The organism is Pseudomonas sp. S2_A10 (genome assembly GCF_054668465.1).
In genome coordinates this window covers 5,842,387-5,867,867 of the sequence record NZ_CP162773.1, presented here as the reverse complement: position 1 = coordinate 5,867,867, position 25,481 = coordinate 5,842,387, and the positions used below count along the sequence as shown (strand labels likewise).

Annotated in this window: 32 protein-coding genes; 27 read left to right on the top strand and 5 right to left on the bottom strand. The window is 59.9% G+C overall.

Annotated elements, in window-relative coordinates:
- Window positions 1-10: 10 nt before the first annotated feature.
- The 5 genes from AB4N41_RS26505 to AB4N41_RS26485 all read right to left on the bottom strand — a co-directional run bounded on the left by AB4N41_RS26505 (window position 11) and on the right by AB4N41_RS26485 (window position 2,352).
- Window positions 11-328 (bottom strand): pyocin activator PrtN family protein, encoded by a 318-nt coding sequence (locus AB4N41_RS26505; RefSeq protein ID WP_460138285.1) that lies wholly within the window; start codon window positions 326-328, stop codon window positions 11-13.
- Window positions 329-486: 158 nt separating this feature from the next.
- Complete coding sequence (locus AB4N41_RS26500) at window positions 487-768, bottom strand: phage antirepressor KilAC domain-containing protein (RefSeq protein WP_038362346.1); 282 nt, start codon at window positions 766-768, stop codon at window positions 487-489.
- A gap of 10 nt (window positions 769-778) precedes the next feature.
- Window positions 779-1,369 carry a hypothetical protein gene (locus AB4N41_RS26495; protein ID WP_460138284.1) on the bottom strand — a complete coding sequence of 197 codons (591 nt, stop codon included), beginning with the start codon at window positions 1,367-1,369 and terminating at the stop codon, window positions 779-781.
- Entirely contained in the window at window positions 1,366-1,542 is a 177-nt protein-coding gene (locus tag AB4N41_RS26490; RefSeq protein WP_460138283.1) for a hypothetical protein, read from the bottom strand. The genes AB4N41_RS26495 and AB4N41_RS26490 overlap by 4 nt, the downstream gene beginning before the upstream one ends.
- A gap of 84 nt (window positions 1,543-1,626) precedes the next feature.
- Window positions 1,627-2,352: an XRE family transcriptional regulator gene (locus AB4N41_RS26485; protein ID WP_460138282.1), complete on the bottom strand. Its 726-nt coding sequence runs from the start codon at window positions 2,350-2,352 to the stop codon at window positions 1,627-1,629.
- A gap of 100 nt (window positions 2,353-2,452) precedes the next feature.
- On the opposite strand from AB4N41_RS26485, the gene AB4N41_RS26480 reads away from it, so the two are divergent.
- From AB4N41_RS26480 to AB4N41_RS26350, 27 genes are all read left to right on the top strand, one after another.
- On the top strand, window positions 2,453-2,677 hold the full coding sequence (locus tag AB4N41_RS26480) for a helix-turn-helix transcriptional regulator (protein WP_080750752.1): 225 nt from the start codon (window positions 2,453-2,455) through the stop codon (window positions 2,675-2,677).
- Between the two features lie 327 nt (window positions 2,678-3,004).
- Window positions 3,005-3,523 carry a phage regulatory CII family protein gene (locus tag AB4N41_RS26475; protein WP_038362352.1) on the top strand — a complete coding sequence of 173 codons (519 nt, stop codon included), beginning with the start codon at window positions 3,005-3,007 and terminating at the stop codon, window positions 3,521-3,523.
- Window positions 3,516-3,746, top strand: a complete 231-nt coding sequence (locus AB4N41_RS26470; RefSeq protein ID WP_460138281.1) for a TraR/DksA family transcriptional regulator — start codon at window positions 3,516-3,518, stop codon at window positions 3,744-3,746. Before AB4N41_RS26475 ends, AB4N41_RS26470 begins: the two co-directional genes overlap by 8 nt.
- On the top strand, window positions 3,736-5,955 hold the full coding sequence (locus AB4N41_RS26465) for a VapE domain-containing protein (RefSeq protein WP_460138280.1): 2,220 nt from the start codon (window positions 3,736-3,738) through the stop codon (window positions 5,953-5,955). The genes AB4N41_RS26470 and AB4N41_RS26465 overlap by 11 nt, the downstream gene beginning before the upstream one ends.
- The gene (locus AB4N41_RS26460) at window positions 5,948-6,307 is read left to right on the top strand and encodes a PA0613 family protein (protein WP_038362361.1); all 360 of its coding nucleotides are present in this window, start codon (window positions 5,948-5,950) and stop codon (window positions 6,305-6,307) included. The genes AB4N41_RS26465 and AB4N41_RS26460 overlap by 8 nt, the downstream gene beginning before the upstream one ends.
- 526 nt (window positions 6,308-6,833) lie before the next feature.
- Window positions 6,834-7,178, top strand: a complete 345-nt coding sequence (locus tag AB4N41_RS26455) for a phage holin family protein (RefSeq protein ID WP_186633590.1) — start codon at window positions 6,834-6,836, stop codon at window positions 7,176-7,178.
- 145 nt (window positions 7,179-7,323) lie between these two features.
- Window positions 7,324-7,914, top strand: coding sequence for a terminase small subunit (locus AB4N41_RS26450; RefSeq protein ID WP_100847397.1), 591 nt, complete (start codon window positions 7,324-7,326; stop codon window positions 7,912-7,914).
- 4 nt (window positions 7,915-7,918) lie between these two features.
- A complete protein-coding gene (locus tag AB4N41_RS26445) occupies window positions 7,919-9,943 on the top strand; it encodes a phage terminase large subunit family protein (protein WP_460138279.1) in 2,025 nt (674 codons plus the stop codon).
- 1 nt (window position 9,944) lies between these two features.
- Window positions 9,945-10,151 (top strand): phage head-tail joining protein, encoded by a 207-nt coding sequence (locus AB4N41_RS26440; RefSeq protein WP_460138278.1) that lies wholly within the window; start codon window positions 9,945-9,947, stop codon window positions 10,149-10,151.
- Window positions 10,151-11,632, top strand: coding sequence for a phage portal protein (locus AB4N41_RS26435; RefSeq protein WP_460138277.1), 1,482 nt, complete (start codon window positions 10,151-10,153; stop codon window positions 11,630-11,632). Before AB4N41_RS26440 ends, AB4N41_RS26435 begins: the two co-directional genes overlap by 1 nt.
- Window positions 11,629-12,783 carry a head maturation protease, ClpP-related gene (locus AB4N41_RS26430; RefSeq protein ID WP_460138276.1) on the top strand — a complete coding sequence of 385 codons (1,155 nt, stop codon included), beginning with the start codon at window positions 11,629-11,631 and terminating at the stop codon, window positions 12,781-12,783. The genes AB4N41_RS26435 and AB4N41_RS26430 overlap by 4 nt, the downstream gene beginning before the upstream one ends.
- Entirely contained in the window at window positions 12,780-13,124 is a 345-nt protein-coding gene (locus AB4N41_RS26425) for a head decoration protein (RefSeq protein WP_460138275.1), read from the top strand. The genes AB4N41_RS26430 and AB4N41_RS26425 overlap by 4 nt, the downstream gene beginning before the upstream one ends.
- A 62-nt stretch (window positions 13,125-13,186) precedes the next feature.
- Window positions 13,187-14,182, top strand: coding sequence for a major capsid protein (locus AB4N41_RS26420; RefSeq protein WP_460138274.1), 996 nt, complete (start codon window positions 13,187-13,189; stop codon window positions 14,180-14,182).
- Between the two features lie 2 nt (window positions 14,183-14,184).
- Window positions 14,185-14,505 carry a head-tail joining protein gene (locus AB4N41_RS26415; RefSeq protein ID WP_034155914.1) on the top strand — a complete coding sequence of 107 codons (321 nt, stop codon included), beginning with the start codon at window positions 14,185-14,187 and terminating at the stop codon, window positions 14,503-14,505.
- Window positions 14,502-15,167 carry a hypothetical protein gene (locus tag AB4N41_RS26410; RefSeq protein WP_460138273.1) on the top strand — a complete coding sequence of 222 codons (666 nt, stop codon included), beginning with the start codon at window positions 14,502-14,504 and terminating at the stop codon, window positions 15,165-15,167. The genes AB4N41_RS26415 and AB4N41_RS26410 overlap by 4 nt, the downstream gene beginning before the upstream one ends.
- A complete protein-coding gene (locus AB4N41_RS26405) occupies window positions 15,160-15,672 on the top strand; it encodes a hypothetical protein (RefSeq protein WP_460138272.1) in 513 nt (170 codons plus the stop codon). Before AB4N41_RS26410 ends, AB4N41_RS26405 begins: the two co-directional genes overlap by 8 nt.
- A complete protein-coding gene (locus AB4N41_RS26400) occupies window positions 15,669-16,235 on the top strand; it encodes a phage baseplate assembly protein V (protein WP_186633567.1) in 567 nt (188 codons plus the stop codon). Before AB4N41_RS26405 ends, AB4N41_RS26400 begins: the two co-directional genes overlap by 4 nt.
- A 52-nt stretch (window positions 16,236-16,287) precedes the next feature.
- On the top strand, window positions 16,288-16,536 hold the full coding sequence (locus AB4N41_RS26395) for a hypothetical protein (protein WP_460138271.1): 249 nt from the start codon (window positions 16,288-16,290) through the stop codon (window positions 16,534-16,536).
- A 5-nt stretch (window positions 16,537-16,541) separates the two neighbouring features.
- A complete protein-coding gene (locus AB4N41_RS26390; RefSeq protein ID WP_460138270.1) occupies window positions 16,542-16,868 on the top strand; it encodes a GPW/gp25 family protein in 327 nt (108 codons plus the stop codon).
- On the top strand, window positions 16,865-17,746 hold the full coding sequence (locus AB4N41_RS26385; protein WP_460138269.1) for a baseplate assembly protein: 882 nt from the start codon (window positions 16,865-16,867) through the stop codon (window positions 17,744-17,746). The genes AB4N41_RS26390 and AB4N41_RS26385 overlap by 4 nt, the downstream gene beginning before the upstream one ends.
- Window position 17,747: 1 nt before the next feature.
- The gene (locus AB4N41_RS26380) at window positions 17,748-18,356 is read left to right on the top strand and encodes a phage tail protein I (RefSeq protein ID WP_460138268.1); all 609 of its coding nucleotides are present in this window, start codon (window positions 17,748-17,750) and stop codon (window positions 18,354-18,356) included.
- A complete protein-coding gene (locus AB4N41_RS26375) occupies window positions 18,349-19,869 on the top strand; it encodes a phage tail protein (RefSeq protein WP_460138267.1) in 1,521 nt (506 codons plus the stop codon). Before AB4N41_RS26380 ends, AB4N41_RS26375 begins: the two co-directional genes overlap by 8 nt.
- A 9-nt stretch (window positions 19,870-19,878) precedes the next feature.
- Window positions 19,879-20,304 (top strand): phage tail protein, encoded by a 426-nt coding sequence (locus AB4N41_RS26370; protein ID WP_460138266.1) that lies wholly within the window; start codon window positions 19,879-19,881, stop codon window positions 20,302-20,304.
- A gap of 104 nt (window positions 20,305-20,408) precedes the next feature.
- Complete coding sequence (locus tag AB4N41_RS26365; RefSeq protein ID WP_460138265.1) at window positions 20,409-21,575, top strand: phage tail sheath subtilisin-like domain-containing protein; 1,167 nt, start codon at window positions 20,409-20,411, stop codon at window positions 21,573-21,575.
- A 13-nt stretch (window positions 21,576-21,588) separates the two neighbouring features.
- Window positions 21,589-22,092: a phage major tail tube protein gene (locus AB4N41_RS26360; RefSeq protein ID WP_102902301.1), complete on the top strand. Its 504-nt coding sequence runs from the start codon at window positions 21,589-21,591 to the stop codon at window positions 22,090-22,092.
- Window positions 22,093-22,105: 13 nt separating this feature from the next.
- Complete coding sequence (locus tag AB4N41_RS26355) at window positions 22,106-22,705, top strand: phage tail assembly protein (protein ID WP_460138264.1); 600 nt, start codon at window positions 22,106-22,108, stop codon at window positions 22,703-22,705.
- Between the two features lie 150 nt (window positions 22,706-22,855).
- Window positions 22,856-25,474 (top strand): phage tail tape measure protein, encoded by a 2,619-nt coding sequence (locus AB4N41_RS26350; RefSeq protein WP_460138263.1) that lies wholly within the window; start codon window positions 22,856-22,858, stop codon window positions 25,472-25,474.
- The last annotated feature ends 7 nt before the right edge of the window (window positions 25,475-25,481 follow it).

Here is a 25,481-nt window from a genome sequence, read left to right as displayed (position 1 = left end):
GGGATAAGGCTTACTCGGTTGGCTCGTCTTGCTGGCTCTGCATTTCTTCGTCGGCCTGGTAGGCGCGGATATCGATGAGCGATGCAACGTGTCGAATGTGGGCGTACTTGGGCGCTTTCCGACTTGAGTCCAGTGTGGTGATCGGAAGCTGGATCCGACCGCTGTTGATTTCAATCACAAACTTTTGCTCGTTGAGGTTGCGGAAATACTTTTCGCGTACGGCCTCCAGCGGAATCAGCACATCACCGAAGGTGCGGTACAGCAGCTCGATGGTCGTTGGTTCAGGAGCGGGGCGTAGCCGCAGTGGGGCTTGGGCTGCATTACTCATGGCTTTGTGTGGCCTCCTTGCGTTTGCTTCTTGCTGGATGGTTCCAGGCGTTCAGGCAATGGCGTTTGGTCAACTCCCGCAGATGCTCGGGCACCTCAAGGAGCGCGGCATTGCGCTCCTCTCGTGTCCGCATTGCGATGATCTGTCGGGCATATTCCCTAGGCCACGTCACGGCGGTCTGCCGGAATTTCAGGTAGGTCGATGCCGAGTTTTTCAGCCAGCCAACGAATGCCGGCTTGCTTGACCCGCGTCGACTGGCTGTATTGCAAGCCGTACTTTTCGTCATACCAAGTGCCGTCCTTAACCCGCAGATACTCTTTGTCCCGTTTTGGGTAAGCCGGCAAGTTGCCCTTAAGCAGGTCTTTTTCCCGCATGAGTGCAATCAGTTTTGGACGTGTGAGACCTAATTGCGAGGCTACTTGGGCGAGGGTGCGTTCCATGTCGTCCACCTCATGCCGCATGTGCGGCAGGTGTTGCTGCGGCCGCGAGATGGTTGATGGACTCGATAACCATCAGGTAAATCTCGGCATCGGTGTCGCTCACGGTGAAGCATCGGGTGTTGGGGCTTTTGTTCCCGATGCTTAGGATGATGGTCGCCCCTCGGCGCGTGTGTGTACGGTGAATGGCAACGTGCAGGGGGAGATCAAACCCCATGTCGAGGCTCAGCACGCCGCCGGTGCGCACCAGCTCAAGCACGCGCTGCTTGTCTTGGGTTTCAAAGCGGCCGTATACGCGGCTGGCATGCGGGAGATGAACCGGATCGCTGCTATTGCTCGGATCGAGCGGTCCGTTGGCAATCTCTTCAATGAAGTCGGCCAGCTTAAGGTGAGTTTTCTTGTCGCTTGGAAGGGTCAGCGTGTGACGCTCAGTCCCCAGCTCGACACTGAATGCTGTCTCAGTTGCGCCCCGTTCTACTTTGAGACGGAACGCAAGGCACTCGCGAGTGGGAGCGGTTCGTAGGACATGATTGAAGGTTTCGGTCAGGTTGACCTGAGCTTTGAGTAATTGCAGGGTGCGGTTGTCGATTCGGTATTTGCTCATGCCGCGTGCCCTCCGCCATTTGGATCAAATGGAGAGGCTTGGGGCTTAGCAATAAGCTTCGGTTTGTTGTTGTGAATGATGACCAAGCAGCCGGTGATGGACTGCAGCTGCTCGATCATCTTTTTATTACTGACGCACGCCGGGTGGATGTGGAGGGTTGCACTGGTTTGCATAGGTGATGCCTCGCTCTGTGGTGTGAGAGTGAGGCAAATATCACGCAGTGTGTTTTTTAAGTCAACACGATATGTGATTATTTTTCACGGCGCGTGCAAAAAACGAGATGACTTTAGGATGCCGCCGACTAGGTGGATCTCAATTACGTCGGCCGCGGCGATATGAATTGGTGGGTGTTCGGCGTTTACGCTATCCAAGCGGTACATCCCATCTCTCAGGTAAATGAACTCCTTGATCATCGTTCGGCCTTCTGTGGTTCTTACCACGACCTCATCGCCGCTGAAGTAGTTCTTGTTGGGTTCGATTAGCACGTACTCACCATTTTTGATCCTGGGAAGCATGCTGTCGCCGGTAACCTTCAACCCGTAGGCATCTGGGTCATCGCTGTGGATACTTAGGTAACCATCGCCGTGGCCTGGAGGAAAATCAAGCGCTTCAAAATATCCTTCATTGCCCAGCTGTGCGGTTCCAACCACCGGAACACTCCCTGTTTTCGCTTGTCCTGCCGACGTCAATCCTTCGCTCTGGCTGCTGTTGAGTCGAGGAGGATATCTGATGTCGTAAATGTTGCCGTGCGCATCACCAGATAGGTGAGGTAACGGCCCCTCGACATCTTTGACCAACTGTGTGAGCGACGTTTTTAGGGCAGCAGCAATTTTCCCTAGATCCTGAAGGTTGGGCTGGCGTTGGTCCTTCTCATAGTTACCTATGCGAGATTGTGATTCCCAGCCACAGGCAAGGGCCAGATCTTTCTGGCTCATACCCTTGGCTTTTCTAAGTGATTTGATGCGTGAGCCGAGTGTGTTCATTTGCATTTTTTACCACGCATTGAAATAAATTTATCGCACTTTGCGTGTTGTAAAAATCACGAATCGTGTTTATTCTGCGCTTCAGTTATAGGAGGTCGTTATGAACAGGATCGCTGACCATCGAGAAAGGGCGGGTATAAAGCAGCGGGATTTGGTTTCGACTCTTGGATGGACGCAGACACGGCTTAGTAATTATGAGTCCGGACGGCGTATAGCTGGACTTGCAGAATCTCGTGCAATTACGGCTGCGTTGAATCAGCTCGGAGTCAAATGCTCGCTTGATGATGTCTTTCCGCCAGAGATAGATTTCAAAAAAGTAGCTTAGAAAAAAGGCGACCCAAGGGTCGCCCAGTTCCTCCCGACACGCACCACCACAGCGCTGTCGGGCCGCGATTGGGATTGGCGGGCAAACCAAATGCAAAACCGCCCATTCCTCTCGCGTTTTCCAGAGCTCGGAAGCTTTGGTGTTGCTGCCTTTTCCACCACAGAGCTGGCAGCGTTTGCGCCAGGGGGGAACAACGGATTGTTCGCCCCGGCACGGTGCCGGTGTTGGTCATAGGGACCTCGCCGGCGTTTGGGCCTATCAAGCCACACGACAAATGTATCACTACTGCCTGTCGTGCGGCACTGGCAACATTCAAGGATTAATGCCATGAGCCGAATCGCTCTGAGTTCTGTAGATCGAGCCCAGCGGGAAGTCCTGCCGCTCGATCTTGCGCTTTATCACGCTGCACGCGACTACCCAGGCGGAGCCGCTGCTATCGCAGCAACCACTGGCCGCAACGCCACGACGTTGCAGCACAAGCTTTCCCCAACCCATCCAAGCCACACCGTGAACATCCAAGAGTTTGGCGAGATCCTGGAACTGACTAAGGATCGCCGCATTCTGGATGCGGTGCATGCGCTGGTCGGCGACACGACTTGGCAGGAACTGGCTGAGGCCTACACCAACGACATGCCCGAGACATTGACGACCGGGATCGCGGAGTATTTCCGGCAAGTGGCGGATCTGGCCGAGACCTGGGCCAAGAGCATCGGTGACGGCGTCGTCACCGACCAAGAACTGGCGGCTATTCGTCTGCAGGTATTCCGTGGGATTCAGGGTCTGCTCGGATTGTTCAACCGCGCCACCTACGTCAATCAGACGACGCGAGGTGCTGACCATGGCTGACATCGCAGACTTCGCTAATGATCTGGTTCTAGAGCGTGTCGACCAAGCGCTCGCAGCACGTCGAATCGCCGCCAAACCTGCCTTGGCGGAGCACTCGTTTCTGTTCTGCGAAGAGTGCGATGAGCCTATTCCGGAAGCGCGCCGTGTGGCGCAGCCTGGCTGCACGCATTGTGTGGATTGTCTTTCCCTCGCGGAATTGAAGGGAGCTCGTCATGCTCGATGAAGTATTGGCGCAGTTCGCGGACTACGGCCTTTTACCAGCGCAGCCGCTGGTGTTCGGTAAGCTCACTCGGTGCAAGACAGCGCAGGATAAGGGCACCGAGAAAAACGGCTGGTATGTCGCCCATGAACATCGCACCGAGAAAGGCGAGACGCTTATTTTCGGCTCATTCGGCGATTGGCGTTCGGGCGAAACGCAGAAGATCAAGGTTAAGGCCGGTCGGATGTCTCCCGAAGAACGCGAGGTTATGCGCGCCCGTCAGGAGGAGGGCAAACGTCGTGCTGCTGAGGTGGCAGCCAATGCGGCGCGCCGTGCGGCGAAGCGTGCGGACGGCTTATTCCAGCGCATGCCGGAGAAGGGTCGCAGCGAGTATCTGGACCGCAAGCAGATTGTCGGTTTCAGAGTTCGCTACGCGCCGCGCTCAGGTGCAGTCTTGGTTCCCATGAGCAATGCGCGGGACGAAATCGTCGGGCTTCAGGTGATTTACCCGAGCAAACAGGAAGACACCGGTCGGGACAAGTCTTACTGGCCCTACGGGATGTCGAAAGAGGGTGCTTTCCACCTTATCGGGCCGGATGCTGAGCCAGGTGATCCAGTGCTGGTATGTGAGGGCTACGCCACCGGCGCCAGCCTGCACATGGCGACTTCGCTGACCGTGGCGGTGGCATTCGACGCGGGTAACCTGCTGGCCGTGTGTAAGGCCATGCGCGAGCGGTTTGCCGGTTGCCCTCTGATCATTTGCAGGGACGATGACTGGAAGACCACGAAGCCAAACGGCGACGCCTGGAACCCAGGTGAAGAGAAGGCCAATAACGCGGCACTGATCGTCGGTGGCCAAGTGGTTGCGCCGATCTTCTCCAGTGAGCGGGAAGTGAAGTGGACCGACTTCAACGATCTGCATGTCGCCGAGGGTTTGGAGGCGGTGCGCCGTCAGGTATTGGCTGTGGTCAAGCCTCCGGCTGCAGGTGGTTGGAAAGATCTTCTAGCTCGCAGCGATAGCGGCGCTCTGATCGCACACATGCAGAACGTTGAATTGATACTGGCCAATGATCCACGTTGGGCTGGGGTCATCAGCTACAGCGCCTTCAGTTCGAAGCTCGTCAAGCTACGTGCGGCGCCTTATGGCGGCGGCACGGGAGACTGGGCGGACATCGATGACGTGCGGGTGATGAAGTGGCTCGCGCAGCAATACAACCTTCGGGTCAAGGCGTCCCATGTGATCGAGGCGGTCAGTGTGGTCGCACATGATCATGCGTTTCATCCGGTGCGGCAGTACCTGCGCAAGCTCGAATGGGATCGCGTGCCTCGTCTGGAAAGCTGGCTCACCGATGTCATGGGTGTGAAGGCCACCGACTACTCGTCCAAGGTTGGCAAGCGCTGGATGTTGTCGGCCGTGGCGCGAGTGATGAAGCCTGGCTGCAAGGCTGACTCGGTGATGATCCTTGAGGGTGCGCAGGGCGCCGGTAAGTCGACGGCGATGAGCATTCTCGGCGGCGAGTGGTTCATGGATACGCCGTTCGCGCTGGGCGACAAGGACGGCTTTCAGGCGATCAGGGGCAAGTGGATTGTCGAGCTGGGCGAGCTGGACAGCTTCAACAAGGCCGAGAGTACCAAGGCCAAGCAGTTTTTCTCGGCGTCCACGGACACTTATCGCGAGAGCTACGGCCGTCGCACCATGGACGTGCCGCGTCAGTGCGTGTTCGTGGGTACGACGAACCAGGACGAATACCTCAAGGACGCGACCGGTAACCGCCGTTATTGGCCGGTGGCATGTACCAAGGTGGATCTGGAGTTGTTGCGCTCGATCCGCGACCAGCTTTGGGCCGAGGCGGTATTCTGCTACGACGCGGGCGACCTCTGGTGGGTAACGCTGGATGAGGCGGCATTGTTCGCGGAGGAGCAGGACGAGCGCTTCGTAGTGGACGAATGGGAAACACCGATCTTGACCTGGTTAGAAGAGTCGCAGATTGGTGAGACCACGACCGGCAGCGAGGTCCTGACTCAGGCACTCAAGCTCGACCCGGGACATTGGGGTAAGCCGGAGCAAATGCGTGTCGGTGCAATCCTGCATCGGTTGGGCTGGAGACGTTTCCGGCTCGGTGCAATGACCAAGAGTCGGCAGCGGTTGTGGGGCTACAAAAAACCAGCGGACTGGGGGAAGGCGCCTGCCTTGGAATTAGAAGCTTCAGAGGAGCCTTGTTTCGGTGATTAAAGAGATCGATTCGCTGCTTCGGTTGTGGGCGCAGGAGCTGCATTCCGAACATTCGAAAGGGGGGCTTGCTGGGGGGAACATGGTTGCCATGATGATGGAGAGCAATGGGCAACTGATTCGTGGACGGCGGGCCTTTCGTGCGCCGCTGGAGAGTTCTCTCGACATCGAGCTGATCGTTAACAAGCATCTTCCGCCTGAGCTGGTGACGGTTGTGCGGGAGCATTACTGCACGCTCGATGTTGATATGCGCTTGCGGTACGCGCACTGCGGTTGTGGCCGTGACACGTACTACCAGCGCCTGCATGAGGCACACCTGCAGATCTTCGGCGTGATGATGGGGATGGCTGCGTGACCCCAGGCTTTCGTCCGGCTGTTGCTGTCCCACCGGCCCGCCTTGTCCCACTATGTTTAGACGTAGTGGGACAGGTGCGGGCCTTGTCTTTGCTGGGCTGTCCCACCGTCCCACCTTGCAACGTCACCCGCCCGCATATGCGTAGCAGACACAATGCGCGCGCGCTTCACGCGCCAGCGTGTTTATAAATTTCTCTCTTTACACGAGAAAATAGATAAATAAGTAGGACGGTGGGACTAAGCCCCGAATCTAGGCGCTCTCAGGCGTCCCACCTCAATTCTAAAAGGTGGGACAGATGGGACGCCGCCGAAACAACAGAATGCCGTGGTGAGTTATTCGCTTACATTCGCTAGACGTTCACCCCACATTGACCACTTATTCACCGGGTGGCATTAAACCGGGGTTGCTGCCACCGGAATCGCCCTGTAAAAAGTAGTCATCTTCGATAGGTGCGACCGCAGAGAGCGGCACGTACCAACCACCAAACCCGGCCATTGCGCCGGGTTTTTGCGTTTAGGGGTTGGCGATGACAAGCGAGCAGCAAGCACTGGCAGAAATGCCGATCTGGTTAGTGATCGTCCTGGCTCTGGTCGGTGGCGTATCGGGAGAGATGTGGCGGGCCGATAAGGACGGGGCGCGAGGTTGGGCATTGTTGCGCAGGCTGGCACTTCGGTCTGGTGCCTGCATTGTCTGCGGGGTGTCAGCGATGATGCTGATGATCGCCGCCGGCATGACAATCTGGACGGCGGGCGCCTTGGGTTGCCTGACGGCGATGGCCGGCGCGGACGTAGCCATTGGGTTGTACGAACGATGGGCCGCCAAGCGATTGGGCGTGTGCGAAGTTCCGCCGAATGGGGGCGGGCCAGCCTGAAACCGCCGGGGACCCTGGGGTTATTCGGAGGGTACGGGGTCGGAAACCCGCGGGATCGTGTTAGCGGGCGGTTCACCAGCTTAGTGAACTTAGGTGAACTGGGGGTGAACAGGTGAACTCGCGGGGTGAACTGGAGAAATTAACCATGACAATCATCAGCAAAACGGAGTTTGCGGCCCGGCGCGGGTGGGCCAAATCCTATGTTTCCAAATTGGCCAGCCAGGATCGTCTGGTGCTTACCGAAAACGGCAAGATTGATCTTGAGGCTACTGAGGCGCTGCTCGATAAGACTAGCGACCCGAGCAAGGCCGCAGTCGCCGAACGTCACCAGCAAGAGCGGATTCAGCGTGACGTTTACAGTCAACTGTCCCCACTGACTGAACCGACTTCCACGGCTGCGCCGCCGCAACTAATACCTGTCGATGGCAAACACCCCGACTACCAGAAGTCCCGCGCGCTGCGCGAACACAACATGGCCAAGCTGGCCGAGATCGAACTGGGCAAAGCGCAAGGCTCATTGGTGTCCCGAGAGGCAGTAGAGACCGGGGCCTATGACGCGGGTCGTTTATTGCGCGACCAACTGTTTGGACCGCTGCCGCAACTGTCCTATGACTTGGCGGCGATGACGGATCCCTGGCAAATCGAAAAACACCTGACGGCAACAATTCGTCGGACGCTGGAAGAAGCTGAGCGCCTCTCTTCAGCGGATCTTGAACACGCCCTGATAGCGGATTAAACCCATGCACACGGAATTTTCTGACGGTGCAAAGGTGTACCGTGAGAACTACTTCCGTGGACTGCGTCCTGATCCCGATCTCTGGATCGATGAATGGGCCGACGAGTACATGCGAATCCCGCGAGACACCGGCGCCCCAGAGCCAGGCCAGTACCGCACCTCGCGGACACCTTATGCTCGCGAACCGATGCGTTGCCTGTCGCCGGCTCACCCTTGCAGGCGCGTGGTCACCATGGTGGCCTCGCAGTTGATGAAAACCCAGATCGCCCTCAACTGGATGGGGGGCCTGATCCACATGGCGCCGTCAAACATCCTAGCCTTGCTGCCCAGCCTTGGATTGTCCAAGCGGGTCTCGGGGCGGATCAGCAAAACCATCAAGGCCACCCCGGTGCTGCGTGAGCGCGTGGCCACCAGCCGCTCACGGGATGCCCGCAATACGATGGACACCAAGGAATTTGAAGGTGGTTCGCTGTACGTGACCACCGCCGGCTCTGCGGCCAACCTTTCGGAGCTGTCGGCACGTTACATCTATGGCGACGAAGTCGACCGCTGGGAAAACGATGTCGGTCAGGAGGGGGATCCCATCAGGCTGGCCGAAACGCGGGCGACCAACTTCGGGCGCAACGCCAAGATCTATTTTTCCAGCTCGCCGACGATCAAGGGTGCCTCGCGGATCGCCGATCTGTTCGAGTCCAGCGACCAGCGTCACTATTATGTGCCGTGTCCCACCTGCAGCCATATGCAGGTGTTGGAGTGGGAGCGGCTGCACTACAGCGCGGACTTCGCCACCGTGCATTACGAGTGCGCTGCTCCTGAATGCGACGTGCTGATCGAGGAGCACCACAAAAGCGATATGCTCGCCCGAGGTGAGTGGCGCGCTCATGCTGGTGGCGATGGCAAGACCGTGGGGTTTCATCTCAGCGCCCTGTATTCGCCGACCGGCTGGATGGATTGGGCCTCGCTCGCCGTCGAGTTCGAAGATGCCAAAAAAGCCCAGTCCCAAGGCGACACAAGCCTTATGCAGGTGTTCTACAACACCCGTCTGGCCAAGGTCTGGGACAGCGCGCTCGAACAGACCAAGGCGGAAGTGCTGATCGCTCGGGCGCGGCTGGAGAGTTACACCCTCGGTACGATGCCGGCCGGTGTGCTGATGCTGACCGGCTCTGTCGACGTCCAGGCCAACCGCCTGGAAATGATGGTGATGGGCTTTGGTGTCGGAATGGAGCGCTGGGTGGTCGATCACCAGATCATCTGGGGCGATCCGGCAGACGATCGCACCTGGGCGGTGCTGGACGAGAAACTCAAAGCTCGTTACCGGCATCCTTGTGGTGTGGGTCTGGCGATTCTCGCCGCGGGTGTCGACTCCGGTGGTCATCACACCGATGAGGTCTACCAGTTCTGCCGCGTTCGCCGTTGGCGCAACATCTTCGCCATCAAGGGCGCAAGCAAGCCTGGTAGGCCGGTGATTGCACAGCGCCCGTCCATGGTCGACGTGACCTGGAAGGGCCAGACCGAACGCAACGGTGCCGAGTTGTGGTTCGTCGGTACCGATACCGCCAAAGACTGGATCTACAACCGCTATCCATTCCCGGATGGCCCAGGTTCGCTGCACTTTGCCAACGACCTGCCGGACGAGTTTTTCGCCCAATGCGTCGCCGAGCGCAAAGTCGTCCGCTACGTGCGCGGACACAAGCGCATCGAATGGGTGAAAGGCAAGGCTGAGCGTAACGAAGCGCTCGACCTGATGGTGTACTGCCTTGCGATGGCGCATTACCTCGGCATCAACCGCTATCAGGAACACGATTGGGACAGGGTGCGACAAGCCCTGGCCCAGTCCGGATTGTTCGATGATGCCTTGAGCATCAAGCCTGTTCAGGGCGAGCGACTTGATGCTGAGCAAACACCGGCGCCCGCTGCTGTACGCCAAGCCCAACCCGCACCCCCACCCGCTGCACCGGTTACACAATCACGACCGGCAGCCCCCCCTCAACGCCGCAGCTCTGCCAGCGGCTATCTGAAGAGACGCTGATATGTCCTTTACAAAGAAGCACCTCGACGCGGTTGAGGCGGCCATTGCTCGTGGTGAGAAAACTGTGCGCTACACCGACCGCACCGTGGAATACCGCACGGTCGATGAACTGCTCAAGGCGCGTGAAGAAATACGCTCGTCACTTGCCAGCGCCGCCGGGCGACGCTCAGGTGTGGTCCGGCTATACCACGCAGGGAAGGGGGTCTGATGGCCCGACACTTCCCAACGCTGACCCGTAACGGATTTGTCCTGCCGTCCAACATCAAGGCCAGTTACGAAGGCGCTGGAGAAGGGCGACGCTCCACTGGCTGGGACGCTCCCGACAACGGGATCAACAGCATCAACACTCCCGCCCTGCGCAATCTGCGCTCGCGCTCGCGGGCGGCGGTTCGCAATGACCCGTATGCCTTCAACGTCATCGACAAGCGCGTCAGCAACCTGATCGGCACGGGTATCACCCCTCGACCCACAACCGGCGATGATGCTTTGCGCAAGCTTCTGCAGGAGCTGTGGGGGGATTGGGTTGATGAGTCGGACGCGGATGATCGCACCGACTTCTACGGCCAGCAGGCGTTGGTGGCGCGCACGGTGGAAACCTCGGGCGAATGCTTCGTTCGGTTGCGTCCACGCAGTCGGGACGAAGGCTTGGCCGTTCCGCTGCAGCTGCAGATCCTCGCACCGGAATTTGTGCCGCACGACAAATTCGAGACCACCAAAAACGGCAACGTCATCCGCGCTGGCATCGAGTTCACTCCCGGCGGCAAGCGGGTAGCGTACTGGATGTATCTGTCGCATCCGCGCGATGCAGCCTCGCTGAACGCAGGCTACAACCAACTGGTCCGCGTGCCGGCTACTCAGGTGCTGCACATCTTCGAACCGGTGGAGCCTGGCCAGTTGCGCGGTGTGCCGCGATTGTCGCCGGTGCTCAAACGCCTGCGCAGTCTGGACAACTACGACGACGCGGTGCTGTTCCGTCAGGAAGTGGCCAACCTCTTTGCCGGTTTCATCAAGCGTCCAGCGCCGGACTCGGCGCCTCTTCCCAGAGATCCGGTGACCGGTCAGCCGCTCGATCTGGATCGCGATGGCTTCACCCCGATGGTCGCGCTCGAACCGGGGACCATGCAGGAACTGGGCGCGGGTGAGGAGGTGGAGTTCTCCAAACCGCCAGACGCTGGCAACAACTACCCGGACTTCATGCGGCAACAACTGATGGCTGCTGCAGCGGGGTCGGGCACGCCCTACGAGATCCTCACCGGAGACATGCGCGGTATCAACGACCGGGCGCTTCGCGTGGTGCTCAACGAATTTCGGCGCCGTCTGGAGCAACTGCAATTCAGCGTATACGTGCACCAACTTTGCCGTCCTGTACGGGCTGCGTGGATGGACATGGCGGTGCTGTCGGGTGTTCTGGTGCTGGACGATTACGCACAGAAGCGCCGCCAGTACCTTCGCACTCGCTGGGTACCGCAAGGCTGGGCCTATATCCAGCCGGTTCAGGACGTGCAAGCACGAGCGATGGAGGTGAGAGCCGGTTTTTCGTCGCGCAGCGAGATGGTCCTGCGTACCGGCTACGACGCCGAAACGGTTGATCTGGAAAACGCCGCCGATTTGGCGCGCGCCACCTTATTGGGCCTCAACTACAACACCCTTGATGCCGTCGAAGACACCGACGACAAGGAGCAACCATGAGCAAGAGCGCGAAACCGCGTATTTACAACCGCGCCGGCAAACGCGTCGAGGTCAAGGACAAGACCTGGTACGCCGTTCATGCCAGCGGCGAGGCCACCGAGCGAGTGATCGAAGTCTTCGTCTATGGCGAGATCGGTGCTTGGGGTATCACTGCCAATCAATTCGTGCAGGATCTGCGCGCCATGGATGATGGTGTGTCGCCGGTGGTCGCCGCGTTCAACAGTATCGGCGGTGACCTGTTCGACGGTATGGCCATGCACAACGCGCTGTCGCGGCTGGGCGAGCGCTGCACCGGCCGGATCGATGCACTGGCCGCGAGTGCGGCCAGTGTGGCCGTGTGCGGCGCACACCGCGTAGTAATCGCGGCCAACGCCATGTTGATGATTCACAACCCATACACCTATACAGGCGGTAGCGCTGAGGACTTCCGCCGGGTTGCTGATGTATTGGATCAGACCTTGGAGGCGATCATCGCGGCCTATAAGGCCAAGGCGCCCGACATTGATGACGCCGAACTGCGGCGAATGGTTGATGCTGAAACTTGGCTGACCGCCAACGAAGCGGTGGCGTTGGGGCTGGCCGATGAAGTGGGCGACGGCGTCAAGGTCAAAGCCTGTCTCGGTCAAGGCGCGGTGCTGCAACGATTCCAGAACGCACCGGCTGATTTGCTGGCCCAGCTCGACGAGGCGCCCGAACCGGATCCGGATCTTGATCCTGTCGATCCGCCGCTGGTGCCGCCTGTAGTCGACTCGACCAAGTTGGCATTGCTGGTCACTCAGCGCTGCACGGCGGCGGGCATCAGCAACCTGATCGAGCCGCTGCTCAAGTCCACCCAGCTTGAAAGTGAAGAGGTCGTTTTGGTGGGTCTGGCACGCGCCAAGGCGATTAACGACCTCTGCGTGGCCGCGCGACTGCCTGAATTCAGCGCCGAGTATGTCGCGGCAGGTCTGGATGCGCCGGCGGTGCGGGCGCGTCTGTTCGACAAGATTGTCACCAGCGGTAAGGGCTTTGAAATCGACAACAGTCTGCCGCTGGCGGACGACCCGGCCCCCAAGGTGCTGGCCAAACAACCTGACCCCAACTCGATTTGGGCTGCTCGCCAAGCGGCTCAAACTGGAACCGCGCGCGGCGCGAAAGGAGCACGAGCATGAACATCAAACAGGAACCGATGCACGCAGGTGAATTCCTGCTGTCCGAAGGCGCCGGCACCATTTCGCGTGAAGCGATCAACGTCGCGGCCGGTTCAGAGTTGTGGCCGGGACAAGTCCTCGGGCTGGTGACCGCCTCCAGCGAATTCGCACCGTACAACCCAACGGCTGAGGACGGCACCGAAAACGCCGTCGCCATTCTGTACGGCCCGCTCGGTGAATCCGATGTGGTGCGTCGCGGTCGCGCCGTGGTGCGGTTGGCCGAGGTCAGTGAAGCGCATTTGACCGGCCTCGATCTGGCCGCCGAGAAAGCACTCGCCGCGCATTTCGTGATCGTCCGCTAAGTCGATCCTTTTTTTGTATGCATCCCGCCGCGTGCGGGATTTTTCGTTTCTGGAGAGTACCCATGGCCGATATCGCCATTTTTGAAGACGAAGCGTTTACCGTTACCTCGCTGACCGCTGCACTCAATGATCAACCCTACCTGCCGGGCCGCATCAGCGCCCTGGGCCTGTTCCGCGAGGAAGGCATTACCACCCTGACCGTACAGATTGAAAAGGACGGTGACACCCTGGCACTGGTGCCGGCCGGTGAGCGCGGTGGTTCTGGCCTGGTGGTTGCTGCGAGCAAGCGCAACCTGATCCCGTTCAACACCGTGCACCTGCCGGAGCGTTTCACTATCAAGGCGGATGAGATCCAAGGCATCCGCGCCTTCGGCACTCGCACTGAGCTGCAGGCGGTGCAGGACGTGGTCAATGCGCGTCTGGCTAAGGCGCGTCGACAGTTGGATGCAACCCATGAGTTCCAGCGCATGGGCGCACTCAACGGCCAGATCCTCGACGCTGATGGTTCGACGGTGCTGCTGGACCTGTATGAGCGCTTCGGCGTGCAGCGTCAGAAGATGTCCATGGCGCTGACTAAGGCCGATACCGAGCTGCGGGTCATGTGCGGTGAGGCGCTGGACATGCAGGAGGATGCGCTGGGCAGCGTGACCAGTACCGGTTCGCGCGCTTTCTGCGGCAAGAACTTCTGGAACAAGCTGATTGTTCACAAGTCGGTCAAAGAGACCTATCTCAACAGTCAGCAAGCGGCAGCGCTGCGTGGTGACGCCCGGGAAAGTTTCGAGTTCGGCGGCATCATCTGGGAGCGTTACCGTGGCAAGGTCGCCGGCGTGTCTTTTGTCCATGACGACAAGGCGCTGCTGGTTCCGGAAGGCGTGCCCGATCTGTACATCTCGGTGTTTGCACCGGCCGACTACATGGAAACGGTCAACACCCAGGGCATCCCGTACTACAGCATGATCGAGCCGCTGCCCTTCAACAAAGGTATGGCCGGTGAAGCACAGTCCAACCCGCTGCACTTGTGCACTCGACCGCGCGCCCAGATCCTGCTGGAACTCTGACCATGGGCTTTCGCGATCTGATCGCCGAAGTCGACGCGGTGGTGTTCGAGACGCTGGGCGACACCGCACGGATCGAGGGTCGCGAAGAGCCAGTGCTCGGCATGTTTGCCGCGCCCTGGCTGCAACCCAAGTTCGGCAAGCTCAACACCGGGTTGCGCGAGCCTCGCTTCGAGATCCGCGTCAGCGATTCGCAAGGTCTGGAACAGGGCATGCTGGTCAGCGTTGACCTGCCTGCCCTGGATGGCGGCGGTGACTACGACCTGATACAGCTCGAACCGAGCGGCGACGGACTGGTCGCCCTGATTCTGAGGTTGCGGCCATGAGCGTCGGCAGCTATTTCAAACCCTCGGCCGGGGGCGGGATGATCTCTATCCAGTCCTCGGCCGCAGATTTTCAGGCGTTCCAGGACTTTGCCAAGGTGGTGCCGAAAGCGGCCGCTGCGGCGCATCGACGCGCAATCAACAAGACGTTGGGCTGGTTGCGCACGCACATTGCCCGAGCCGTCAGCCGGTCAGAGCGCATTGCTGTTGCAGCGGTGCGTCAGCGGTTGCGCAGCTATCCGGTTTCCGGCGGGGCTGCGAGCGGCAAACTGTGGTTCGGCTTGAACTCTATCGAGTCCAGCCGGATCGGCCGGGCGCGGCAGACCGGGAGCGGTGTGTCGGTGGCGGGGCGGCGTTATGAAGGTGCCTTTCTCAAGAAGGTCTACGGCAACAAACCCGACATCTGGATCCGCACAGCCAGCAAGCATTTCAACGGAGACGACTACCCGGACAGCACGGTGTCCCCCGGTCGCGGGCCGAGTTCGGGTTGGGTCGCCGAAAACGGCAGTCGTTTCCCGCTGGCCAAAGCCAAGGTATCGCTGGAGCGAGCCCGGCCGCACTTCGACAGCTGGGTCAAAAAGGCGGATGAGCGCTTGCTAGAGATCCTCAAACAGGAACTCAACTTTGAGCTGCAGAAATACTTCAAGAGGATCGGCAATGTCTGAGGAACCGTTCAGCCTGGATCAGCTTTATCGAGCGGTAGAACAGCATCTGCGTGCCCACTTACCTGGCGTGCAGGCCGTTACAGCCTGGCCAGACATTAAGGATCGCGTGTTGCTGCCCGCGGTGTTTCTGGAAGTGGCCGAGATCGAGCCGGGTACCGATATCGGCACCGGCGAAACCTCGCTGGTCTGCAAGTTCGAGGCTCGGATCATCGTTGACCCGATCAAGCCGCACCATCATCAGCAGGCCGTGCAATTGGCGACGCAGTTGGCGGTGCTGCTTCGCGCGCAGACGTGGGGGTTGGCAGTTGAACCTGCCGAGTTTGTGCAATCGCTGCAGGACTGGACCCAGCCGCACCTGGATGGATACACCGTGTGGCTGGTGGAGTGGACTCAGCAGGTATATCTCGGTCTTGAGGAATGGCCATGGCCGGACGAACCGCCGGGGTCGTTGGTGTTGGACGTTAATCCAGGTAATGGTCCATTCCAGCCCGAGGATCTGCCATGAGCTACGCGAGCGCCCAGCATGACCGCATGATCGCGGGGGCGGTAAAGGCTTGCTACGTGGTCGCGGTGGATCTTTCCGCTTCGCCGCCGGTATGTCGCGTGTCGGATGGCAGTGAATGGGTCAGCGCTTGGGTGCGGTGGCACAGCATCGCAGCGGGCAAGGCCAGGCATTGGCGGGCACCATCTTTGGGGGAGCAGGGCAGTTTGATCAGTCCCAGCGGTGACGTGTCGCAAGGCACGTTTGTCCCGGGCCTGTATGGCAATGCCGGACCGCCGCCAGACAACCGCGACCATGTCGAGGTCTGGCGTTTTGATGATGGCGGCTCGCTGATCTACGACTGGCAAGCCAAGAGCTACACCATCACCCTGCCAAGTGGTACGGTCACTATCAAAGTGGCGAGCACGGAAGCGGTTGTAACCGACGCCGCCGTGAGCGTGACCACCGGCAACATCAATTTGAAAGCGGCGGTGATGATCGACGGCGCTTTACACGTCACCAAGGGCATCACCAGCGCCGGCGCAATCATTGATGCCACAGGAAACAGTAATCACCACACGCATTAATTCATTCACCACAGCCCGCCCAGTGCGGGCTTTTTCTTGCCTGGAGAAATACATGGCCAAGATCGATACGATCGTCACCGAGGTGCAAGCGTCATTGGAACCGGCAATTGCATCCTCACCGTTCTCATCGCCCGAGTCTTTGAAATTCCGCGACAAGCTCTACACGTCGCGACTGTTGTTCGTGCCCGGTACTGACCGTTCCTATCCGGTCGAGAAGGCGGCGGTCGTGGTACCGGCCTCCGACATCGAAGCGGTCAAGTTCCTGAAAGCCAGCGACGAATACGAGCCGTTCAAGGAGTGACATCGATGATCGGAATGGATCGCCAGACCGGCCTACCCATATCCGGCATCAAGCACCTTCGCCAATCCATTGCCGACATCTTGAGCACGCCGCTGGGCAGTCGCCGGCACCGCATGGAATACGGCAGCAAGCTACGGCGGTTTATCGATTTGCCCATCAACGAAGGCTGGAAAAGCGCCGTACAGGCTGAGGTCGCACGCGCTCTCGGGCGCTGGGAGCCGCGTTTGAAGTTGGATCAGGTGCGGGTCATTTCCGTCATTGGCGGGCAAATCAATTTGCAAATCGTCGGGAAGTACCTGGGCGACAGCGTCACGTTGGAGGTGGCCGCATGAGTACCGTAGATCTGTCCTCGCTACCGGCGCCGACCGTGCTGGAGCCTCTGGACTTTGAAGAGGTTTATCAGGACGGGCTGAGCGTGTTTCGCGGGTACATGGGCGGTAACTGGACGGCCGCGCTGGAAAGCGATCCAGTGGTCAAAGTGCTTGAGGTCGGGGCCTACAACAAGGTCGGCAACCGAGCCCGGGTCAATGACGCCGGCAAGGCGCTATTGCTGGCGCATGCCATTCGCGGCGACCTTGATCACTTGGGTGCCAACGTCAATCTGCAGCGCCTGGTCATTCAGGCCGAGGATCTGCTGACGGTGCCGCCGGTGCCCAAGGTCATGGAAGACGACGACCCGTTTCGCGAGCGTATCCAGCTGGCCTATGAGGGCTTGACCACGGCCGGCCCGCGTAACAGCTACATCCTGCATGCGCGTAATGCCTCTGGGCTGGTGGCAGATGCCACGGCCGAAAGCCCGGCGCCCTGTTACGTCACGGTCACGGTGCTGGGGTTGGACGGAGAAGGCGAAGCGCCGCCGGAGCTGCTGGCCACTGTAGCCGCTGCTCTGAATGACGACGACGTGCGCCCGGTTGGTGATCGGGTGACTGTGCAGAGCGCGCAGGTGATCCGTTACGAGATTGATGCCATTTTGCACATGGCCAGCGCCGGCCCGGAAGCGGATGCCAGTCTGGCCGAGGCCAAAAGCCGCTTGGCAGCCTGGATCAATCCACGCAAGCGGCTGGGCGTCGAGGTCGCCCGCTCCGCTGTTGACGCCCAGTTGCACGTTGCAGGCGTTGCCCGGGTTGAGTTGGTCGGATGGCAGGATCTGGCACCGACCAAGGCGCAAGCGGCGTTCTGTACGCGGTTCAACGTGAGGCTGGCGAGCTGATATGAAAAGTCTTTTGCCGCTCAACAGCACGCAACTGGAACGGGCCATGGAGGCCGCGTTCTTCGAAAAGACGATTGTCCCACTGCGTGACCTCTACAACGCTGATACCTGTCCGGTGCATCTGCTGCCGCACTTGGCATGGGCGTGGTCGGTCGATCGTTGGGACTACCGATGGTCCGAGGCGACCAAGCGCGCAGCAATCAAGGCGTCTTTCTACATCCACAAGCACAAGGGCACGATCGGCGCGCTGCGTCGCGTGGTCGAGCCGCTGGGCTATCTGATCGAGATTGTCGAGTGGTTCCAGACAGTGCCCGAGGGTGTGCCGGGCACCTTTGCCTTGAAGGTCGGCGTGCTCGATACCGGAATCACCGAGGAAATGTATCAGGAGCTTGAGCGCCTGATTGACGACGCTAAACCCGTCACCCGACAACTGACTGGGCTGGCGATCAGCCTGGAAACTCAAGGCAATTTGAATATCGCCGTGTCCGTCTACGAAGGCGACGAAATCGACGTTTACCCGCCCGTCATGCGTGACATTGAAGTCACTGGCAGCTTTGGCGTGGTCGGCCGCGAACACACCATAGACACCCTGGACGTTTATCATGATTGATGCGAATTCACAGTTTTTCGCGATCCTCACGAACGTGGGGATGGCCAAGCAAGCGAACGCCGACGCGCTCGGCATTCCCTGGCTGATCACGCAAATGGGCTTGGGGGACGCCAACCCGAACGGGCTAGCGGATCCGCCCAATGCGGTGCCGTCGGCCAGTCAAACCAAGCTGCTCAACGAGTGGCGCCGCAAGCCGCTCAACCAGCTGAAGATCGATCCGGTCAACCCTGCGGTAATCATCGCCGAGCAGATCATCCCCGCCGATGAGGGCGGTAAGTGGATCCGCGAAATCGGCCTCTATGATGCGGACGGCGATCTGGTGGCGGTGGCCAACTGTGCGCCAAGCTTCAAGCCGCTGCTGTCGCAAGGCTCGGGTCGCACGCAAATCGTGCGGATGAACTTCATCGTCACCAGCACCGGCAACATTCAGCTCAAGATTGACCCGTCAGTGGTGCTGGCGACACGTGAGTACGTCGACGCAAAGATTCTGGAAGAGCTGTACAAACTCGACAACAAACAGTCGGTGCGGGTCGCGACCACGGCCAACATTGCGCTGACCGGGCTTCAGTCCATTGATGGCGTGGCACTGGCTGTCGGTGACCGAGTGCTGGTGAAAAACCAGAACGCCGCCAAGGACAATGGCATCTGGGTTGCGGCAGCGGGAGGCTGGTCGCGTGCGGCAGATGCTGACTCGAATGCCGAGGTGACCTCGGCGTTGCTGGTGTCGGTCGAGCAGGGCATCACGTTGGCCGATACCCGCTGGCAGTTGATCACCGACGGCGCGATTGTCCTGGGCACCACGGCGCTAACTTTCCAGAACGTGACACAAGGCTTTGCGCCCATCAATTCGCCGGCGCTGATCAATCCTACGGCGAATACGCCGGCTCAGTTTGATAGCTCCCTGAAGCTCGCTACGACCGAGTTTGTGCGTCGGGCGTCGGGCAGTCTGGCCGGATACGTCGCTTACTCGGCAAGCACGATTTTGACGGCTGCGGATGCGGGTAAGTACATCTATGCAAACGGGGTGAACATTACCCTTACGCTGCCCGATCTGACGTTACTGCCTGCTGGGACAAAGTTTTATATTCAGGCATCAGCGGGCAGCTGGAAGATTACGGTGGCGTCCGTCAACGGCAACTTTTCCGGGCCTAATGGCGCCCCGGCTGGTTTTTCCACTCTCGTGCTTAGCGAGGGTGTTGCGTCAGAGTTCGTTTCTTCGGGAACAGGTTGGATCGCAGTCGGTGGCACAGGCCTGTCAGCCCTTGCGGCTAACGGCTATCAGAAGCTGCCGGGCGGTCTGATTATTCAATGGGGTTCCGCGATGGCAGCGGCGGCTGATTACTTGGTCACCTTTCCGATCGCCTTCCCGGTTGGGCCGATGTCGCTGGTCTTTGGGCAGAATGAGGGAAGTGTCAGCTTCCATAACAACTATCTGACGGCAACCGGGTTCAAGTATCGAAACGCCGCGGCAACGTACCCTGATCAATTTACTTGGATCGCCGTCGGCTACTAGGGAGGCCTTATGTTTGCTTCGAAATCTACAGGCGGGTTTTACGACTCAGCTATTCACGTATCAATGCCCGGGGATGTGGTGGAAATCACCGCCGAAGCGCATGCCGCGCTTATGGCCGGGCAGGGTCAGGGAAAAGTCATCGGCTGGGGTGACGATGGCTATCCTTTGCTCATCGATCCGCCCGTTCCATCTTCTGAGTATTTCGCGGAAGTTGAACGGTCATGGCGCGACGTGCAACTGGCCGCTACTGACGGCGTTGTTGCTCGGCATCGGGACGAGCTGGAGGCGAGCGTCGAGACGACTTTATCCCCTGATCAATACACCGAACTTCAGGTGTACCGCCGCGCCCTGCGCAATTGGCCGGAGGCGGGGGAGTTCCCGCTAGTCGACCATCGCCCGATTGCGCCGCCTTGGCTGATCGAGCAGATCCAATAAACGCCACGCACTGACGGGGCGTTTTTCATTCCGTTACGCGTAACTCCAACACCCCACACAGCCTCGCTTATGCGGGGCTTTTTCGTTTCTGGAGACTGACCCTTATGAGTTTTTTCCACGGCGTCACGACCACGTCGGTCGACACTGGCGCGCGCACTATCTCGCTGCCGTCGTCGTCGATTATTGGTCTGTGCGACACGTTCACCCCGGGTGTCCTCGGCGGTGGTACGGCCAAGGCGGGCGAGCTGAAGTTGATCACCACCGAGCGTGAAGCCATCGCCGCTTTCGGTCCCGACTCGGCGATCACCAAGGCCTGTCAGGCCATCTACGTCAAAGCCAAGGCGGTGATCGTCGCCATCGGTGTAGCCAAGCTGGAAGACCCTGCGCTGCAAACCTCGGCGATCATCGGCGGCGTGCTGGAGTCGGGGCAGCGTACTGGCCTACAGGCGCTGCTCGACGGCAAAAGCTTGTTCAACGCCCAGCCGCGATTGCTGATCGCCCCGGGTCATACGGCGACTCAGGCGGTGGCCACGACGCTCGATAGCTTGGCGCAGAAGCTGCGCGCCATTGGCATCATCGATGGCCCGGGCACGACCGACGAGGCCGCTATGGCCTACGCCGATAACTTCGGCAGTCGCAACCTGTTCATGGTCGATCCGGGCGTCAAGTATTGGGACACCATCACCAGCAAGACCGTCGACGCACCGGGTTCGGCTTGGGCGGCGGGCCTGTTTGCCTGGACAGATGCTGAGTACGGTTTCTGGGCTTCGCCATCGAACAAGGAGTTGACCGGCATCACCGGTACCGGTCGCGCGGTCGAGTACCTGGACGGCGACGAGACCTGCCGGGCCAACCTGCTCAACAACGCCAATATCACCACGATCATTCGCGACGACGGTTATCGCCTGTGGGGTAACCGCACGCTGTCGAGCGATCCGAAGTGGGCGTTCGTTACCCGCGTTCGCACGCTGTTCATCCTCATGGACGCGGTGCAGGCCGGGCACAAGTGGGCGGTTGACCGCTCGATCACCAAGACCTACGTGACCGATGTCACCAACGGTCTGGATGCATTCATGCGCGACCTGAAAGCCCAGGGCGCAATCATCAACTTTGAAGTGTTCCCCGACACCGAACTGAACACGGCCAGCCAGATCGCCCAGGGCAAGGTGTATTGGCGCATCCGTTTCACCGACGTGCCGCCGGCAGAGAACCCGAATTTCCTTTTCGAAGTCACCGATCAGTGGATGACCGAAGTGCTTGAAGCAGCCTAAGGGGGCGTAGCAAATGATTCCTCAGACTTTGTACAACACCAACCTGTTCGTCGACGGCGTGAACTTCTCCGGCGACGTGCCGAGCCTGACGCTGCCCAAGCTGACCACCAAGACCGACGAATATCGTGGCGGCGGCATGGCTGGCCCAATCGATATGGATCAGGGGCTTGAAAAAATGGAAGCCTCGTTTGTCACCAAGGGCGTGCGCCGCGAGTCGCTGAAGTACTTCGGCCTGGCCGACGGCACGGCGTTCAACGCCACGTTCCGAGGTGCCTTCAAGGGCCAAAAGGGCGCTGTGACAGCAGTCGTTGCCACCCTGCGCGGTCGCCTCAAAGAGGTCGATCTCGGCGACTGGAAAGCCGGTGATGCGGCCGAGATCAAACACGCCGTTTCGGTCACGTACTACAAGCTCGAAATCGACGGGCGCCTGATGTACGAGATCGACATGGTCGCCGGCATTCAGGTGATCGACGGCAAAGACCAACTGCTCGAAGTGCGCCAAGCACTCGGCATGTAAGGAATAGATCCAGATGACTCAAGTAATCGCTAAAACCCTGCCTGCCTGGCTTTCGCTCAGTGCAGTCGGTGCCGTCGTAACGCTGACCCGCCCAAGCCAAGCCAATAGCATCGACGTCGAGACGTTGAACCTGCGTAACCCGACGGTGCGCGAAGTGCGCGCGGCTGATCGTGCAGCCAATGGCGATGATGAGCAGCGCGAGCTGATGCTGTTCGCCGGTCTGGCCGAAGTCGGACTGAAGGATCTGGAAGGCCTCAAGCTGACGGATTATCGCCGCGTGCAAACGGCGTATTCGTACCTGGTACCGAAAACCGATTATTCGGACTCGATGCCGGCATGGCTGTCGCTGACCACCGATCAGGTGCTGGTAACGCTGTCGTGCCCGAGCGAAATCAACGGCGTGACCGTCGACAAGCTGGCCTTGCGTTCACCGACCGTGGGCGACGTGCGGGCGGCCAACCGTGAAGTGGGTGGTGATGATGAGCAGCGCGAACTGGTGTTGTTTGCTGCGTTGTCCGGTGCGCCTGTCGCGGATCTGGAGGGGCTGAAGCTGGTGGATTTTAACCGCTTGCAGGCCGGCTATTTTCGCATGGACGACGACGACGGGCTTTAACCCCAGCGTGATCAAGTCGGCGGCGAAACGTCTGGCGGCGGAAACCGGATTTTCCGCCGCTGAGATCCAGTCGATGCCGTTCGCGGACATGGTGTGGTGGCTCACGGATTGAGTCGCCACCGGTAGTGCTGGGCACATGAGGGCCATGACATGGCAAACAAACTCGCCCTCGGGCTGGTGATCGGCGGTGCCGTCAGTTCCACGGTCGGCGCCGCGTTCAAGGACGTGACCGGGCGCATCAAGCGCCTCGAGGCAGAAGGCAACAAGGCGCGCGTGCTGCAGCGCACAATTGGCGACACCATCCGCCTGCGCGAAGAATGGAAAAAGGCTCACGACACCGGCGCTGCCGGTGCGTCCAAATTACTCAACCGTTTGAACTCAAACCTCGACAGCCTGAAAAAGCAGGGGGTCGAGGTCGGCCGGCTGGAAAAAGCCTATCGCTCGATGGGGCAGACGGCCAACAAAGCCGAGCTGAAAGCCAAGGGACATCAGCAGATTGATTCTGGCGTAAAGGGCATGAAGGGCGCTGTCGGTGCAGCGGTGGTCGGTGTCGGTGCCATGGCGGTGCCGACCAAGGTTAGCGCTGATTTTGGCGCGATTGTGCGTGACATCGCGATCAAGGCCGGCATTGCCAACAAGCCGCAAGAACAGGAGATGTCGCGCAAGATCATCGACACTTCACGCGATACCGGCATGGCGCGCAACGATGTGGCCGACGTGGTCAATCAGTTGGTCGGTGCCGGTATGGACCTGAGCAAGGCCCTGGAGTACGCGCCTGTCGCAGCCAAGTTTGTCGTGGGGCAGGGTTCCAGTGGCGTCGACACGGCGAAGATGATCAACGCCCTGGGGCAGAACGCCAAGATCACCGATCCCAAGCAGATGCAGCAGGCGCTGGAAGTGATCGCCTATCAAGGTCAGGCGGGCAGCTTTGAAGCGGCCGACATGGCTAAGTGGTTCCCGGAGTTACTGGCGAACATGGCCAGCAACGGCATCACCGGTTTGGATGCGGTGACGCAATTGGGCGCCATGTTGCAGGTGCAGATGAAGCAGGCCGGTAGTTCGGACGAAGCGGCCAACAACCTGAAAAACTGGATGGGCAAAATCGGCTCGACCGATACGGTCAAGGCCTACGAGAAAGCCGGCATTGACTACCAGGGGTCGATGCAGACCGGTTTGCAAAACGGTATGTCGACGCTTGAGACCAGCATGGCGCTGGCTCAGAAGTACATTCAGGCGACCGATCCGGCGCGTGCGGCGAAAATGGCCGAGGCCACGGCGAAGATCAGCGAGCAGGCCGATCCAGAAAAGGCCAAGGCCATGATGGCCTCGCTGGAAGAATCCCTGCGCACCGGCGACCTGTTCGCCGACATGCAGGTCAAGGCCGCACTGTCGGCCTACATGCAGAACAAGGCGCTGTACAGCCAGCTCAAAAACGATTCGCGTGACGCCACTGGGATCCTCGACAAGAACCTCGCCGAGCGGCGCGAGTCGTCATCGCAGAAATGGGCGGAAATGGCCCAGTCGATGGACGACGCCATGCGCAGCATCGGCGATGCCTTGCGCCCGGTGACGGACACCGTGGCCGAGTCGTTGACCAAGGTTACTAAAGGCATTACGTCGCTGACGGATAGCGCGCCCGGGGTGGTTGCCGGTATCGCCACGGTCGGAGCGGGGCTGATCGCCTTAAAAGGCATCTTCAGCACGATCAAGATCAGTAAGGGGCTGCTAAACCTTGCGCGTGGGTCGCGCGGTGGCAGGAATGGGAGCGAAGCCCTAAATAAAAGCCCCGGAGAACTTGATCTGGTAGCGACTGGCCTGGATGTTGTTTCGCGAGTGAAGGACGCGGCAACAGGCGGTGGCCTTGGTACTGAAAGTGGTGCAGGTAACGACGGCGTCAAGAAGGTTTTCGTCGTCAATGCCGGCGCTATAGGTGGCGGTGTGGATGCGTCGGGCGAATCGCGCCGACGTGGACGTGGGTCAAGGCGCAGCGCTCGGCGCCGGTCGTTGCCGAGTTCGAGAGGTCCTCGTCCGTCTGTGCCTCGTCCACCTGTTTCGCTCCCATCGCCATCAGTCCCCTCCGTTCCAAGTGGGGCATTGTCCAAGCTCGGCGCCGTCGCCGAAACCGTCGGTAAGGTCGGTAAGGCGGCCAAGGTTATTCCTGGCGGCACGCTGCTGGAGTCCGGCGCGATGGCGCTTGAAACCTTTCAAAACGCCAAGACCAAGGACGAAAAAGCCGAAGGTTACGGTTCAGCTGCCGGCAACCTAGCCGGCACCATGGCCGGTGCAGCAGCAGGCGCCGCCATTGGTTCGGTTGTGCCGATCATCGGCACCGCTATCGGCGGCATGATCGGTGCTTACCTGGGCAGTCAGGGCGGTGCGGCGCTGGGCGGGTCGTTGGGTAAGTCGCTGTTCGGCGGCGAGGATGAAAAGCCCGAACAAACGGCAAAGGCGCCGGTGCCATCCACGCCGCTCATGATGGCGTCAGCGGCGCAGCAAGGCCCGGTGTTGGGGGATGTTGCGCGCTCGATGGCGGTGACGGCGCCGCTCAAGTCGGCGGCGCTGGCTATCCAGCCCAAGGAGCCGGCGAAGCCGGAGCCGGCCAAGGTGGATCAGCAGTTTCAGTATTCACTGAGCATGCCGGTGACCGTGCAGGGCGATGTCAAAGACCCGCAAACCTTGGCGCAGGATCTGATGCCGCACATGCAACGAATGATGGCGGACGCGGCGAGGAGTAACGCCGCCAAGCTGTACGACGAACCCCATGTATAAGGAGGTT

Excerpts from the sequence above, each read along its gene's own strand:
- AB4N41_RS26505 (WP_460138285.1), bottom strand. The coding sequence starts at position 328 with ATGAGTAATGCAGCCCAAGCCCCACTGCGGCTACGCCCCGCTCCTGAA.
- AB4N41_RS26500 (WP_038362346.1), bottom strand. The coding sequence starts at position 768 with ATGGAACGCACCCTCGCCCAAGTAGCCTCGCAATTAGGTCTCACACGT.
- AB4N41_RS26495 (WP_460138284.1), bottom strand. The coding sequence starts at position 1,369 with ATGAGCAAATACCGAATCGACAACCGCACCCTGCAATTACTCAAAGCT.
- AB4N41_RS26490 (WP_460138283.1), bottom strand. The coding sequence starts at position 1,542 with ATGCAAACCAGTGCAACCCTCCACATCCACCCGGCGTGCGTCAGTAAT.
- AB4N41_RS26485 (WP_460138282.1), bottom strand. The coding sequence starts at position 2,352 with ATGAACACACTCGGCTCACGCATCAAATCACTTAGAAAAGCCAAGGGT.
- AB4N41_RS26480 (WP_080750752.1), top strand. The coding sequence starts at position 2,453 with ATGAACAGGATCGCTGACCATCGAGAAAGGGCGGGTATAAAGCAGCGG.
- AB4N41_RS26475 (WP_038362352.1), top strand. The coding sequence starts at position 3,005 with ATGAGCCGAATCGCTCTGAGTTCTGTAGATCGAGCCCAGCGGGAAGTC.
- AB4N41_RS26470 (WP_460138281.1), top strand. The coding sequence starts at position 3,516 with ATGGCTGACATCGCAGACTTCGCTAATGATCTGGTTCTAGAGCGTGTC.
- AB4N41_RS26465 (WP_460138280.1), top strand. The coding sequence starts at position 3,736 with ATGCTCGATGAAGTATTGGCGCAGTTCGCGGACTACGGCCTTTTACCA.
- AB4N41_RS26455 (WP_186633590.1), top strand. The coding sequence starts at position 6,834 with ATGACAAGCGAGCAGCAAGCACTGGCAGAAATGCCGATCTGGTTAGTG.
- AB4N41_RS26450 (WP_100847397.1), top strand. The coding sequence starts at position 7,324 with ATGACAATCATCAGCAAAACGGAGTTTGCGGCCCGGCGCGGGTGGGCC.
- AB4N41_RS26445 (WP_460138279.1), top strand. The coding sequence starts at position 7,919 with ATGCACACGGAATTTTCTGACGGTGCAAAGGTGTACCGTGAGAACTAC.
- AB4N41_RS26440 (WP_460138278.1), top strand. The coding sequence starts at position 9,945 with ATGTCCTTTACAAAGAAGCACCTCGACGCGGTTGAGGCGGCCATTGCT.
- AB4N41_RS26435 (WP_460138277.1), top strand. The coding sequence starts at position 10,151 with ATGGCCCGACACTTCCCAACGCTGACCCGTAACGGATTTGTCCTGCCG.
- AB4N41_RS26430 (WP_460138276.1), top strand. The coding sequence starts at position 11,629 with ATGAGCAAGAGCGCGAAACCGCGTATTTACAACCGCGCCGGCAAACGC.
- AB4N41_RS26425 (WP_460138275.1), top strand. The coding sequence starts at position 12,780 with ATGAACATCAAACAGGAACCGATGCACGCAGGTGAATTCCTGCTGTCC.
- AB4N41_RS26420 (WP_460138274.1), top strand. The coding sequence starts at position 13,187 with ATGGCCGATATCGCCATTTTTGAAGACGAAGCGTTTACCGTTACCTCG.
- AB4N41_RS26415 (WP_034155914.1), top strand. The coding sequence starts at position 14,185 with ATGGGCTTTCGCGATCTGATCGCCGAAGTCGACGCGGTGGTGTTCGAG.
- AB4N41_RS26410 (WP_460138273.1), top strand. The coding sequence starts at position 14,502 with ATGAGCGTCGGCAGCTATTTCAAACCCTCGGCCGGGGGCGGGATGATC.
- AB4N41_RS26405 (WP_460138272.1), top strand. The coding sequence starts at position 15,160 with ATGTCTGAGGAACCGTTCAGCCTGGATCAGCTTTATCGAGCGGTAGAA.
- AB4N41_RS26400 (WP_186633567.1), top strand. The coding sequence starts at position 15,669 with ATGAGCTACGCGAGCGCCCAGCATGACCGCATGATCGCGGGGGCGGTA.
- AB4N41_RS26395 (WP_460138271.1), top strand. The coding sequence starts at position 16,288 with ATGGCCAAGATCGATACGATCGTCACCGAGGTGCAAGCGTCATTGGAA.
- AB4N41_RS26390 (WP_460138270.1), top strand. The coding sequence starts at position 16,542 with ATGATCGGAATGGATCGCCAGACCGGCCTACCCATATCCGGCATCAAG.
- AB4N41_RS26385 (WP_460138269.1), top strand. The coding sequence starts at position 16,865 with ATGAGTACCGTAGATCTGTCCTCGCTACCGGCGCCGACCGTGCTGGAG.
- AB4N41_RS26380 (WP_460138268.1), top strand. The coding sequence starts at position 17,748 with ATGAAAAGTCTTTTGCCGCTCAACAGCACGCAACTGGAACGGGCCATG.
- AB4N41_RS26375 (WP_460138267.1), top strand. The coding sequence starts at position 18,349 with ATGATTGATGCGAATTCACAGTTTTTCGCGATCCTCACGAACGTGGGG.
- AB4N41_RS26370 (WP_460138266.1), top strand. The coding sequence starts at position 19,879 with ATGTTTGCTTCGAAATCTACAGGCGGGTTTTACGACTCAGCTATTCAC.
- AB4N41_RS26365 (WP_460138265.1), top strand. The coding sequence starts at position 20,409 with ATGAGTTTTTTCCACGGCGTCACGACCACGTCGGTCGACACTGGCGCG.
- AB4N41_RS26360 (WP_102902301.1), top strand. The coding sequence starts at position 21,589 with ATGATTCCTCAGACTTTGTACAACACCAACCTGTTCGTCGACGGCGTG.
- AB4N41_RS26355 (WP_460138264.1), top strand. The coding sequence starts at position 22,106 with ATGACTCAAGTAATCGCTAAAACCCTGCCTGCCTGGCTTTCGCTCAGT.
- AB4N41_RS26350 (WP_460138263.1), top strand. The coding sequence starts at position 22,856 with ATGGCAAACAAACTCGCCCTCGGGCTGGTGATCGGCGGTGCCGTCAGT.